This is a genomic window from Reichenbachiella sp. (genome assembly GCF_965223055.1).
Taxonomy (GTDB): domain Bacteria; phylum Bacteroidota; class Bacteroidia; order Cytophagales; family Cyclobacteriaceae; genus Reichenbachiella.
In genome coordinates this window covers 153,895-167,231 of sequence record NZ_CBDCVM010000010.1, presented here as the reverse complement: position 1 = coordinate 167,231, position 13,337 = coordinate 153,895, and the positions used below count along the sequence as shown (strand labels likewise).

The following is a 13,337-nucleotide window of genomic DNA, read 5'->3' as shown; positions in this document are numbered from 1 at the left end:
TCTCTTCTATTTATCTAATTCGAATGGATACACCACTTTCCAATCTTTTTTCATATCAGCTATGGTCCAGCCAGAAGTAGTAGCAACGCCAAACCCTTCTTTCAATCTACCAATATGAGACAAACTATCATAAGCCCATTCTCGCTCGGCATCAGTATGATGTACGAACATCATAAAAGAATTTTCATTAGTCGAGGTCCATTCCAACATTTGAAGGTCTCCATCTGAATTGCCAAATGCAGCGATGGGTTTCTTTCCTATGAAATTATAAATGCCAACAGGCTTTCCTGATTTATCATCAATAAAAGCTAATTCTGGATATCTATTAATCACTTTGTTCTCCTTGTCGTATTCCACTTTCATCATGCTCCCCATCACTTGCTCTGCAGGAATACCGTACAATAGATTAGTCACAGGTCTCATAAAACCGATTCCTCCACCAGAAACAATGAAAGTCTTGAAATCATTTGCTCTGAGATATTTTAATACCTCTAACATAGGTTGGTATATCAAATCAGTATAAGGGCGATTAAACCTTGGATGTTTAGCTGCCTTCATCCATTCAACCACATTAGCTTCAAAAGCATCGGCAGTCATTCCTCCATGAGTAGCCAATACGATTTGAATAAGTGCCCCTTCACCTTGTTGCATGACTGAAGCTATATCATTGTTGAGCACAGATTTGAAGGGTTCAGTTTCCTTCCACTCTGGGTTATTGGGTGCCATTTTTTTTATTTGATCCAAAGCAAAAGCCAATTGAAAATACATGGGTTGCTCGGACCATAGGGTACCATCATTGTCAAAGACTGCAATTCTATCTTCAACGTCAACGAAAGAGGCACTGGTTGAATCCGTCACACTTTGTACAAAGTTCAAAATAGCAGATTTGCTTGCTCCTTCGTTCCAAGAAGGCAATGGGTCAACATCTTTGATTTGTACTTCATTGGATGTTTTTTGGCAACTCGCTATTAGGACAGTGAGAAGCATGTAGTAAATAAGTCGTTGAATTTTCATGGTTCTTTTGATAATAAATTAGGGCATCGAATGGATGCCCTAATACTATATTTATTACTGACCCTTGGGATGTGAAGTCATACTCTGCACGACTTTGTCGATCGACAAGGACGACCCTTGAACTGGAGGATAATCCTTAAATGTCGACAAGAATTTTCCAGCATATTCTTGGCTGGTACAAACAGCCACATGTTTTCGCCATACCACTTCGTATAAAGGGCTGCCTTCCATGACACTTCAAATGGATCTGCTCTCAAATTGATGACCAAAGGCCAGCTTGGGCTCTTGCGATAGGCTTCGTTGATCGAGCCTTCCATAAAAGTAAAATGGAGCTTCCAATTATTATATCGAATAGCATTCAAATTGCCACCTGCATCGAAATAGAATATTTCCTTTCTTGGTCCTTCAGTTGTTTCACCCTTGAAATAAGGCATCAAGTTATATCCATCCAAGTGGCAATTGAATGTCTTGCCATTGGCCTTATAACCTTTCAATAACTTTTCTTTCACCTTAGGTTCGCCTGCTGCTGCCACCAACGTTGGCATCATGTCTTCGTGTGAGAATATATCGTTATACACTGATCCTGGTTTGATAACACCAGGCCAACGAATAGCACAAGGCGCTCTAAAACCGCCTTCCCAGGTAGTGCCCTTTTCTCCTGCAAACGGAGTCGTTCCACCGTCAGGCCATGTAAATTTCTCAGCACCATTATCAGTAGAATACATAATTATGGTATCATCAATAATACCCAATTCTTCCAATTTGTCTAGCACTTTACCAACAGCCTTGTCGTGCTCCGCCATGCCATCTGCATACAAACCAATGCCCGTCACCCCAACACTCTCTTCTTTCAAATGTGTCCAGACATGCATACGAGTTGCACTCAACCAAACAAAGAATGGCTTTCCATCAGCATTGGCTTTTTCAATGAATGCAATTGCGGCATTGGTAAATTCTTCATCGGCAGTCTCCATGCGTTTCTTTGTCAATGGTCCCGTATCTTGAATTCTGCCATCAGCTGAGCTTTTGATCACACCTCGAGGACCATATTTTTTTCTGAATTCAGGATCTTTTGGATAGTAATATCCCTCGGGCTCTTCTTCAGCATTCAAGTGATAAAGGTTACCATAGAATTCATCAAACCCATGATTAGTTGGAAGGTGTTCATCTCTATCACCTAAGTGATTTTTTCCAAACTGACCAGAAACGTATCCATGTGGCTTCAGTAATTCTGCTATGGTAGGCTGATTGTCTTTGATTCCTTGCTTAGCACCAGGCATTCCAATAGTCAATAGTCCGGTTCTAAATGGATGTTGTCCTAATATGAATGCTGCGCGGCCAGCAGTACAGGATTGCTGCGCATACCAATCGGTGAAAATCGCTCCTTCTTTTGCGATTCGATCAATATTGGGTGTTTTATATCCCATCATTCCATTATTATTAAACCCGACATTGAACCATCCAATATCATCGCCCCAAATCACCAATATATTGGGTTTCTTATTTTTCTGTCCTTTTGCCAATGGCACGCAAAGCGTGAACAAGGCGATCAGAAGTAGTGTTGATTTATTTTTCATAGGATAATTATTAGTTGATTATGATTAAATGTTTTGAATACAACTCCTTACTTAAGGATTGACAAATTGCAAATTGATACCTGTAAAAAGTTGAAGCTGTGGCTGCGTTCCTTTGTGAAGCATGGAGTACTGTGGTTCTATGAAGCAATTGAATACGGTGTTTCCAACTTTAATAACTTTGCCGATTCCCAAGCCAATTGGCACAGCATAGGATTCATTTTCTATATCAAAATACCATATAGGAGCCCCTCTTAGATAGGTTCCTTTACCAAGTTGCCAGAAATAGAAAGGCTGAACTGCCGCATTATTGGTATCAGCTCGATCCGCATCACCACCTACAGAAGTTTGCCATGTAATCAATCCGCCTAATTGAAATTGTGGAGATTTAACCACAAAGGCCACGAATGCCAATCCCGCTTGCCACTTGCCAGTGCCCAAAGCATCCGCCGAAGCAGTCGGAGCTGATATCATTGGACCTATACCTACTGTCGCATTTGGTTTTGAAATAAAATTGTAGGACATAAAAGCATTGATATCTCCTAAACCATTTTCAGCATTCACTGTTCTGGTATCATCCGGAATGGCTACCGTGCTTAGTGGCACAGAAACTCGGAGCAATAATTTTCCTTTACTTAACGGTTTAGCAAAGCGAATCCAAGAAGTATTGAGGTAAGCATCATTAGGTGCATCATTCAACTTTGGCATATAATAATTATGAAAATTGAGGGCCGTCATATTGGCCAGAGGGTTATTCGCTTGGGCAGCCCCTCCTGCTTCCTCCTTCTCTTGAGCCAATCCTAAGGAAGAGATTGACAAAAACCATACAAGAGAAATAAATCTCAAACAAAAAGTCATTTTAGCGTTTAGGTTTGTACTATGAACTGGCCAAATACCAATTTCACTTATCAAACAAATTAATAAATAGTTTGATAAGTAAAAAACATGAATCCAAATATCTATAGAGAGGTTAAAAAGATAACACTACCGTAACGTTCATGTAGCCATAACTAGTCCTTCACGCTAATCACACATCTAAACCCTAAATGTTCCTGCCCAGAATCAATAGCCGTTGCCATTCTAGCGCTTGGACGATAATTGCTACAGTACTGATCACTGCACAAAAAAGAACCACCCTTGATTACTCGCTTGGGCACTTGTGGTTCTCTAGGGTCATAACTAGATTCCGGACCCGTTGGATTACGACATATAGTAATTGCCTTTTTTTTACTTTGTAAATGACTGTCCGGTCGATACCAATCACTGGTCCATTCCCAAACATTGCCTATCATGTCATATAATCCGTAGGCATTAGGAGGATAACTTTTTACTGGAGCAGATTTTTCGAAACCATCCTGCTTGGAGTTTCCACCTGGAAACGTACCTTGAAAAAAATTAGCTAAGAACTGACCAGCTGGAGTGAGTTCTTCGCCCCAGGCAAAAGGAAGTTGCGAACCAGCTCGACTGGCATATTCCCACTCCGCTTCAGTAGGCAATCTTTTGCCCGCCCATTTTGCGTAAGCTTCAGCATCCTCATGAGCCATATGTACTACAGGGTGATTTCCTTTGCCCACTATGTCGCTTCCTGGGCCATAAGGATGCTTCCAATCTGTTCCTATCTGCCAAGCCCACCATTGAGAGATGTCGTAGAGGTTTGTTACATTTGGAATGGGTGCAAAAATCAATGACCCGGGTTGCAACAAAGAATCGGCAGGTTTTTCAACGCCTGCAGGTAATTGCTTTTTGAGATCTTCCCAGTCCACTGGCCTTTCTGCTACAGTTTTATATCCAGTAGCATCTACAAATTTTTGAAATTGAGTATTAGTTACTTCGGTCTCATCCATATAAAATCCAGAGAGCTCCACAGCAAATTCAGGCCCTTCTATGGCGGTGGCTTCTTCACCTTCATTTCCCATCACAAATGTCCCTCCAGGGATAAACACCATACCTACAGGGGTTTCAGCATCCGTCTCTTTTTGAAGGTTAGTATTCTTATGATTGGAATCTTTCGAGGTACATGCTATCACTCCAATGGCAAGTAAGGCTACTGTGAATCTCTTCATTCTATGCTTTGTAATTTTACGAATTTGATAATTTTTTTTGTTCTATCGAGGACTCATCTACAGTTTCAAATTCCTCCTCCTCTTCTGTATCTGTTGTCATTATCCCGACGGCCATCACTACAGCAGTTAATAAAATAATCTGAATGATCAAAGAATTGTTTACCCATGGTATTTGCTGAGTAAGTGGCACATTCAAAAATAATAAGATGGTGATCAAACCACGAGGTGCCACAAACAAAAGTGGTTTAAACGGAAGTCTAGATATTTTCAACTGAATACTTCTTACAAGAAAAAACAAAGCTACTATTCCAACCGACCATATCAAGGTTTGAAGGTTTAATATCTCGGATGTCTCTAACAAAAAGCCAAAAAGAATAAAGAATAAGGCTCTGACCAAAAACGCAAGTTCAATGGTCAAATCTTTAAATTTGACACTTTCAGTCTCTAAAACATCGAGTTTCAGTCTATCAATCCATGCAAACCAGCGAAGTTGGTTCACGTTGCCAATGAACAACCCGAAAATCAAAATAAAAATCAATGCCGGCAGATGATATATTTTTAAGATTGTGTAAATCAATATCACCAACAAAATGATCGGAATAAACTTAACATGGTGATCTATTCTTCGAATAAGCAAGGCCAATCCCAAAGTAGCCACAAAAGAAATAATAATGATCGCCACCAATTGAATGCTGAAATGACCGAATGAAGACGCTCCAATACTGTCGTAAAGCACAACAAAATTGAAAAATAAAACACCAAGTATATCTGATAAACTACTTTCATATATCACAAATTCTCGATCAAATTCTGAAAGGTTTGAAACGCTAGGAACTGCAATGGCACTACTAATGATACATAAGGGTACAGTGTTGGTCAAACACCTCAATAAAGAGTATTCTCCTATCAAGGAAAACACATAAGCTAGCAGCAAAGAAAGGCCTAGCATAGGCACAAGCGCCCCAAGAACAGACTGCTTTATGAGTGGAATTTTAGATTTATTCAAACGTAACTCAAGCGAGCCTTCCAATACGATTAAAATCAACCCGGCCGTAGCCAAAACAGGCAGTATAGCTGCTAAATCAGGCACGTTAATCTCAAAGTACTCCACCCCTCTTTTGAGGGCCCACCCTAAGATTAACAACAAAATCACTGAGGGCACTTTCGTTCGTGCTGATGAAAGGTTGAACAGGTATGCCACCAGTAATAAGGTGCAGAATGTAATTATTATCGCTGTAGTCATATAAGGTTGGTTTTTCGCTTAACCAATTTTACTTTTTCAATATCAAATGAAGTCATCCATTGCTCCACTAAAACAAACCCATGCTGCTGATATAATTTTATGGCGGGGTAATTAATGGCTGCAGTCTCTACTGTACTCCGTTCAGGTTTAAATTTCTCTTCAGTAAAAATTAACAATTCTTTCGCAAGGCCTTGTCTAAAATAAGCTGGATCCACCACTAAACTCCAAATCTCTAACTCTAATTTTTGATAAACTATTTCGATAGCGGCAGCCAATTTTCCATTGACCAAAATACCAAAAAACTCTGTCTTACTTTTTTGAAAATCCTTAACTGTTCTGCGTAGTGGCGGAAAATCTTTTACTGCCACTAATTCTGCTTCCACTTTGTAGGACTTTTGAAACAACTCCCAAAGCATCTTGGAAGTGTTGATGTCTCCGGACTCTAGCTTCTGTTTTTTTCGTACTTCCAAGTATTGTTTTTTTATGCAAAATAGTACAATTGGTTTAGTAAAAAACAAAAAGAAAGCCGTGCCCTCCGGCACGGCTTAAAACTCAACTTGAAATCAATGCTTATTCTTCTCTCAGGGACTTTACCGGATTAAGTCTTGCTGCTTTCCACGATTGGAATCCCATGGTCAGCCACGCGATAGCAAAGGCCAAAATTCCAATTCCAATAAAAGTCACTGCTTTAATTTCTGTCCTATAGGCAAAATCCTCCAACCAATAACCCATCGCGAAATAAGCTGCAGGCATGGCTAGTACGAAAGCTACAGCCACCAGCTTGATGAAATTTTTGGACAGCATAAAGACGATTCCAGCAATGGATGCTCCCAATGCTTTTCTGATACCTATCTCCTTGGTTTTTTGTTCGGCAGTGAAGGATGCTAGACCAAACAACCCCAAACAAGCTATCAATATGCCTAATATGGCAAATACAGTAAAAATCTGTCCTATTTTTTGTTCGGCTTCATACATGCTATCAAATTTCTGATCCATGAAGCTGTAGGTAAATGGTTGACCAGGAGCAACTTCCGACCACGTCCGCTCGATATCTGAGATGGTCTGTTGAATATTCTGAGTATTGACCTTGAATATGGCAAATCCTGTACTTCTACCCAAAGAGAAAATTAAAGGGGTTATATTATCTCGTAGTGATTTGTAATGAAAATCCTCCATCACGCCGATAATTTTTAGTGCAATAACTTCTGGCTCTTGCTGACTGCCTCCATACGTATATATCTTATCTCCAATCGGGTTTTTATAACCAAACATTTTAACAGCCGCCTTATTGATCACCACAGCATTGCTATCGGACAAAAACTCCCGAGAGAAGAATCTTCCTTCTGCCATTTCAATACCCAGGGTCTCCAAAAAGTCATGATCTACTCTAGCTTTGTTTGTCACCAAACTTTGATCAGCTTCTGCTGACGGGCTCTTGAAAAATAAGTCACTATTATCATTTCCTCCAACCGGAGTAAAGCTGGCTACCGTAGCATTTTCCACATTAATATTTCTCTTGACCTCTGTTTTGAAAGTTTCCACTTTCTGATCCAAAATCCACGCATCTTCGACCATGAGAATTTGATCTTTATTAAACCCTAACTTTTTATTCTGGATAAACGAAAGCTGATCGAAAACCACCGCCGTGCCGATCATAAGAACAATTGATATACTAAACTGAAAAACTACTAACAGACTTCGCAATGCACCACTCTTCATTCCGAGTTTTACTTTGCCTTTCAGCACTTCAGCAGGTTGAAATCTCGATAGATAGAAAGCGGGATAACTTCCAGCGAATAATCCCACAACTAGCATGATACCAATCATCAGTAAGACATACGATCCGTTAAAAAGCTGAGCGATGACTAATTCTTTAGATGCGAGTTCGTTGAACGATGGCAGGAAAACCATAGTCAATAGATAAGCTATCAAAAAAGAGAAAAAACTTATGACCAGTGCCTCAGCAATAAATTGAGAAACCAATTGATTTTTCAGTGCACCCATCACCTTTCGCACCCCTACTTCCTTCGCCCTACTCGCTGACCTTGCCGTGGCTAAATTCATAAAATTGATACAGGCTAAAAGCAAGATGAAAATAGCGACAGCCGAGAAAATATAAATGTAACTGATATCACTATTTGGAGCCAGATCTCCATCCTTATCCGAATGAAGGTGGATCATTTCCATAGGAAAAAGTGAAAAACCCACATTATTGCCGGCTTCCTTAAATTCAGTCAAAGACTGACCGAAAAATTTCTGAATTAATGGACCTATATATTTCTCGATCAACTCAGGGAAGTTTTTCTCCAGTTGTTCCGAGTCCATTCCCTCCTGGAATTTGATATAAGTATTAAAAGCAGTATTCACCCAATTTGTACTTTTAGCCCTTCCTGGAAAACTGGCAACTGAAAGAATGATATTCTGTCGAAAATGAGAGTTTTTCGGTAAGTCCTCATACACACCAGTAACTTCATAATCTGTGGTGTTATCCAAAACTAGCGTTCTGCCTACTGGATTGTTATCTCCAAACATTTTTTTGGCCGTGGTCTGATCCATCACCAAAGTATTAGGCCTTACCAAAGCTGTTTTAGGATTTCCATGAATCATCGGTACAGTAAAGAATGAGAAGAAGTTTGAATCTGCCATGAGCACATGCTCTTCCTTAAAAGTTTTTTCAAAGCCTTTTTCTTTGATAAACCAATTTCCAGTGGCAGACATTCTGATGGCGTCCTTTACAATCGGATAATCATTCAGCAAAGCTTGTGCAGCAGGTGCGCCTACCTTGGCAGAAACATGATCTGAGCCATTGAGCTTAGCAGCAAAGTCCATTCGATAGATATTATCCGAATCATCATGAAACTTATCATAGGAAAATTCGTCAATCACAAAAAGTGAAATGACCATAAAGCAGGATAAGCCAATAGATAGACCCAGAATATTGAGCAGGGAATAAAACTTATGTTTTAATAAGTTTCTAAATGCAATGTTGATAAAGTTTTTGAGCATGACCTTTGAGTTTTGAGTTCATAATACAACCAAGATGCATATCCTAAAAGAAGGGTTGCATCGGGTTTATTATTTCCCATTAGACTACACTTATACTCAAGCAGTTACTTATTCGCTAAAAAAAATATTGTTTCAGTTTGGCAATAAGATTCACAGTCCTTTTCAAAGGTTTTGCAATAAACTCAAACATCAGTGACTTCGACCAGAATCCATGTCTTCGAATAAATTGTATTATGCTTATAAGAAGGACTGACATTTTGTCGCATTTATTCTATCTTTGCGTTCTCAAAAATTTATTACAAGTGAAAGAGATTATTGGCGACATTGATATTTTGGACAACACACAAGAAAGTTGTGAGGTTGTAAATATTACAAAGGATGAGAATAACGTGGGTCAAAAGAAGCTTTATATAGAAAGCTATGGCTGTCAAATGAACTTCTCAGATAGTGAAATTGTATCTTCCATCTTAAAGAAGGAAGGTTACACTACCACTTCCTCCATTGAAGAAGCTGATGTCACTTTTCTCAACACTTGTTCAATTCGTGAAAAGGCAGAAACAACAGTCAGAAATCGACTGAGTGAAATCAACCAATACAAAAAGAAAAATCCAGAATTAGTGATTGGTGTATTGGGCTGTATGGCCGAAAGACTGAAGTCCAAACTACTGGAAGAAGAAAAGATTGTGGATTTGGTAGTAGGCCCGGATGCTTACAGAGAACTGCCTAACATGCTCGATGAGGTAAGTACAGGCCAAAAAGCGGTCAATACTTTCTTATCCAGAGAGGAAACTTACGACGACATTACTCCAGTTCGATTAAATTCTAATGGTGTGACGGCCTTCATCTCAATTATGAGAGGTTGCGATAATATGTGCTCTTTCTGTGTAGTTCCATTTACTCGAGGACGTGAAAGAAGCAGAGATCCATTCTCCGTGGTGAAAGAAGCGCAGGACTTATTCGACAAAGGCTATAGAGAAGTCACGTTGTTGGGCCAAAATGTGGACTCTTATAAATGGTCAGCTGAACAAAATAACAAAGCCCGACTTGAAAAAATTGACAGTGCTGATATAGTCAATTTTGCCAATTTGCTAGAAATGGTGGCTAAAGTAAGTCCTGAGTTGAGAGTCCGATTTGCCACTTCCCATCCAAAGGATATTACAGACGATGTACTCTACACGATGAAGAAATACGACAATCTGTGCAAGTACATCCACTTCCCAGCCCAAAGTGGAAACTCAAGAATCCTGGAGAGAATGAATCGTACTTATGATAGAGATTGGTACATTGGAAAAATTGATCGAATCAAAGAGATTTTGGGTGAGGATTGCGCCATATCAAGTGATATGATCTCTGGCTTTTGCGGAGAAACTGAAGAAGAGCATAAGGACACCTTATCATTGATGGAGTATGTGAAGTATGATTACTCTTATATGTTCTTCTACTCTGAGCGTCCTGGTACGCTGGCCGAAAAGAAATATGAAGATGATATCCCAATGGATATTAAAAAACGAAGGTTGACTGAAGTGATCAACCTTCAAAGAGAACTATCCATCGAAAGAAACAAAAGAACTATTGGCAATACTTATAAAGTCTTAATTGAAGGATTCTCTAAAAGATCAGACAAACAATTGCAAGGCAGAACCACCTGTAACCGTGTAGCTGTATTCGATGCTGGTAATCACAAAAAAGGTGAATACGTCAACGTCAGAGTGAATGAAGTAACCACAGGTACTCTACTAGCCTCAGTGGTCGAAAACTAAACCTACTCCCAAGTGAAAGAATCGGAAATACAATCCATCAAACAGCGCTTTGGTATCATTGGCAATTCGCAATTGCTCAATCAGGCCATCAATGTAGCCGCGCAAGTCGCGCCTACGGACATGAGTGTATTGATCACAGGCGAAAGTGGAAGTGGTAAAGAATCATTCTCAAAAATCATTCATTCACTAAGCAAGAGAAAGCACGGGCAATTCATCGCAGTCAACTGTGGTGCGATTCCTGAAGGAACCATCGATTCTGAATTGTTTGGTCATGAAAAAGGGTCCTTTACCGGAGCGCACGAAGCTAGAAAAGGTTACTTTGAGGTAACAGATGGCGGAACCATCTTTCTGGATGAAATTGGTGAAATGCCGATGAGTACGCAAGCTCGATTACTTCGTGTTCTTGAAAATGGAGAATTCATCAAAGTAGGATCCTCAAAGGTTCAAAAGACTAATGTTCGCGTATTAGCAGCGACAAATGTCAACTTGATTTCTGCCGTAGAAAACAACAAGTTCAGAGAGGACTTATATTATAGATTAAATACAGTTCCAATTTACGTTCCGGCACTTCGTGAACGAGGTGCAGACATAGAATTGCTATTTAGAAAATTTGCTTACGATTTTGGTGAACAGTACCATGTAGACCCTATCAAGCTAACTGAAGGAGCCAAGGAAGCTCTGATGAGATTCCGATTTCCTGGAAATATTCGCCAACTCAAAAATCTCGCCGAGCAGATATCGGTACTCGAAATGAACAGAACCCTTGATGAAGAAACCTTAAAAAAATACCTTCCACAAAATACAAGCAATCTTCCTGCGCTGCTAGATAAAAAAGCTCAGGGAGAAGGTTCAAGCGACGGATTTACTGAACGTGACATTCTATACAAGATCCTGTTTGACATGAAACAGGATATGAATGATCTCAAAAAACTTGTACTTCAGAATGCCGGAGACAGTACAGACCAGGCTGAAATCATGAAGGAGCACGGCAAACTGTTTAGTAATATGGAACTGAAAGATGAGCAATTTGCTGATTTCAGTGAAGACCCTATTAATTCACCCGTAATTCTTAGTCAGGATGATTACCAAGATTTTGACACGGATAAGGTAGAAGACATCGCTCATGAAACAGAGCAAGACGATTCACTCTCTATTGAGAAAAAAGAAAAGGAATTGATTATTAGGGCATTAAGAAAAAACAGAAATAAAAGAAAGTATGCCGCTCAGGATTTAGGTATTTCTGAACGAACATTGTATAGAAAAATCAAACACTATGAATTGGAAGACTAGTATATTCATTTTCATGTCTTTTGCCCTAATGAATACTTCTTGCGGAGTGTACTCATTCACCGGTGCATCCATTTCACCAACGGTTGAAACTATTTCCATTCAAACTTTTTATAATAACTCCCCTTTGGGGCCTTCTAACATGAGCCCTCTCTTTACAGAGAAAATAAAGGACTACTACCTTAGAAACACAAGCCTTACACTGGTTGACGGAGAAGGAGACTTACAACTCGAAGGAAGCATCGATAACTATACCTTGACTCCAGTAGCTGTTTCTGCCAATGAAGACCCCAGTCAGGTAGACCTCACAAGCCTGACGCGAATTACCATATATGTCTCGGCTACCTACACCAACCTGGAAGATGATCAATTTGATTTCGATCAAACTTTTTCGTTCTTCAAAGACTTTGACCAAAACAGAGAGGATTTGTCTGCCAATGAAGAAGAATATGTAAATGAAATCTTCGACCAAATCATTCTTGATATTTTCAACTCTTCTGTTGCCAATTGGTAAATTTTGTTATCTTTATCGCTTACGCATAACTGAGAGCCATCCTTGAATAAGCTAACACTTCTAGAGTTGATGAAAGCCCCTGAAAAGATATCAGAGGCAGATTTTGTAGAACTGGAGACCCTGGTTAAAGCAAATCCATTTTTCCAAAATGGTCACAGCATTGTGGCAAGGGCAAGCAGAAGACTTAAAAAGCCTAATGCAGCCAAAAAGATGAGCACTGCAGCCATTTATGCGACTAATAGGAATATCTTCAAGCATTATATTCTTGGGCAAATAAAGTTTACTCAAGCCAGTACAACTGCTCCTACCCCAGCTAAACCTGCCTCACCTGAAAAAAGAACCACACCACCTACTGTTGGAACCCCAAGAAAAGCACCTACGCACAACACAGAAGAAGAACAAAAGTGCGCTGGTAAAAGAAATTTATGAAAATCTAGAAAAGTGGAAGGCAAGCCGAGAACACTATCTTGATTATGACAAAAAGCACCCCGAGGAAATTGTAATTGAAGATCCACATGCTTCTCAGACTTTAACTTCTCAACCTGAAGTTCCTGCAGGAAAAAGTCCCGACTCCAGAAGAAGAACCAATTGCCCAAACATCGACAGAGCTAACCGAGAAAAAGAAGAATTAAAAGAACCAAAAGAGGTAACTCCTGAAGAGAATACAAAAGTAGATGAAGTTGAAAAGCTGAAAAATCAGGTGGCTGAAGAAATAGAAGCTGAAGAAGAATCTATCTCGAAAGCACTATCTGAGATTACTGAGAAAGGGAAAAAACAAAAAGGACACAACATCTGAAATTGAAGAGGTTAAAGAGGAGCCTGTTGCTGAAGACATAAAAGAAAAACCTAAGACCACAGAAAAACCAAAAGAATCCA

The 13,337-nt window shown here is 39.6% G+C and carries 12 protein-coding genes; 5 read left to right on the top strand and 7 right to left on the bottom strand.

Annotated features, from left to right (window positions below):
- Nucleotides 1-6 precede the first annotated feature (6 nt).
- The 7 genes from ACOQO5_RS08605 to ACOQO5_RS08575 form a co-directional block, all read right to left on the bottom strand.
- On the bottom strand, nucleotides 7-1,014 hold the full coding sequence (locus ACOQO5_RS08605; RefSeq protein ID WP_420581285.1) for an HAD family hydrolase: 1,008 nt from the start codon (nucleotides 1,012-1,014) through the stop codon (nucleotides 7-9).
- A 77-nt stretch (nucleotides 1,015-1,091) separates the two neighbouring features.
- Nucleotides 1,092-2,591: an arylsulfatase gene (locus ACOQO5_RS08600; protein ID WP_420581284.1), complete on the bottom strand. Its 1,500-nt coding sequence runs from the start codon at nucleotides 2,589-2,591 to the stop codon at nucleotides 1,092-1,094.
- Between the two features lie 51 nt (nucleotides 2,592-2,642).
- Nucleotides 2,643-3,434: a hypothetical protein gene (locus ACOQO5_RS08595; protein WP_420581283.1), complete on the bottom strand. Its 792-nt coding sequence runs from the start codon at nucleotides 3,432-3,434 to the stop codon at nucleotides 2,643-2,645.
- 164 nt (nucleotides 3,435-3,598) lie between these two features.
- Entirely contained in the window at nucleotides 3,599-4,651 is a 1,053-nt protein-coding gene (locus ACOQO5_RS08590; protein WP_420581282.1) for a formylglycine-generating enzyme family protein, read from the bottom strand.
- 16 nt (nucleotides 4,652-4,667) lie between these two features.
- Nucleotides 4,668-5,894: a sodium:proton antiporter gene (locus ACOQO5_RS08585; RefSeq protein WP_420581281.1), complete on the bottom strand. Its 1,227-nt coding sequence runs from the start codon at nucleotides 5,892-5,894 to the stop codon at nucleotides 4,668-4,670.
- A complete protein-coding gene (locus tag ACOQO5_RS08580) occupies nucleotides 5,891-6,364 on the bottom strand; it encodes a GNAT family N-acetyltransferase (RefSeq protein WP_420581280.1) in 474 nt (157 codons plus the stop codon). The genes ACOQO5_RS08585 and ACOQO5_RS08580 overlap by 4 nt, the downstream gene beginning before the upstream one ends.
- A 100-nt stretch (nucleotides 6,365-6,464) precedes the next feature.
- Nucleotides 6,465-8,900, bottom strand: coding sequence for an ABC transporter permease (locus tag ACOQO5_RS08575; RefSeq protein WP_420581279.1), 2,436 nt, complete (start codon nucleotides 8,898-8,900; stop codon nucleotides 6,465-6,467).
- Nucleotides 8,901-9,202: 302 nt separating this feature from the next.
- Between ACOQO5_RS08575 and miaB the strand changes: the two genes are divergently transcribed.
- The 5 genes from miaB to ACOQO5_RS08550 are packed head-to-tail and all read left to right on the top strand — an operon-like array spanning nucleotide 9,203 to nucleotide 13,257.
- On the top strand, nucleotides 9,203-10,660 hold the full coding sequence (miaB, locus tag ACOQO5_RS08570; RefSeq protein WP_420581278.1) for a tRNA (N6-isopentenyl adenosine(37)-C2)-methylthiotransferase MiaB: 1,458 nt from the start codon (nucleotides 9,203-9,205) through the stop codon (nucleotides 10,658-10,660).
- A 12-nt stretch (nucleotides 10,661-10,672) separates the two neighbouring features.
- Nucleotides 10,673-11,950: a sigma-54 interaction domain-containing protein gene (locus ACOQO5_RS08565; RefSeq protein ID WP_420581277.1), complete on the top strand. Its 1,278-nt coding sequence runs from the start codon at nucleotides 10,673-10,675 to the stop codon at nucleotides 11,948-11,950.
- Entirely contained in the window at nucleotides 11,934-12,461 is a 528-nt protein-coding gene (lptE, locus tag ACOQO5_RS08560) for an LPS assembly lipoprotein LptE (protein ID WP_420581276.1), read from the top strand. Before ACOQO5_RS08565 ends, lptE begins: the two co-directional genes overlap by 17 nt.
- A gap of 42 nt (nucleotides 12,462-12,503) precedes the next feature.
- Nucleotides 12,504-12,890: a hypothetical protein gene (locus ACOQO5_RS08555; RefSeq protein ID WP_420581275.1), complete on the top strand. Its 387-nt coding sequence runs from the start codon at nucleotides 12,504-12,506 to the stop codon at nucleotides 12,888-12,890.
- Nucleotides 12,817-13,257 carry a hypothetical protein gene (locus tag ACOQO5_RS08550; protein ID WP_420581274.1) on the top strand — a complete coding sequence of 147 codons (441 nt, stop codon included), beginning with the start codon at nucleotides 12,817-12,819 and terminating at the stop codon, nucleotides 13,255-13,257. The genes ACOQO5_RS08555 and ACOQO5_RS08550 overlap by 74 nt, the downstream gene beginning before the upstream one ends.
- The last annotated feature ends 80 nt before the right edge of the window (nucleotides 13,258-13,337 follow it).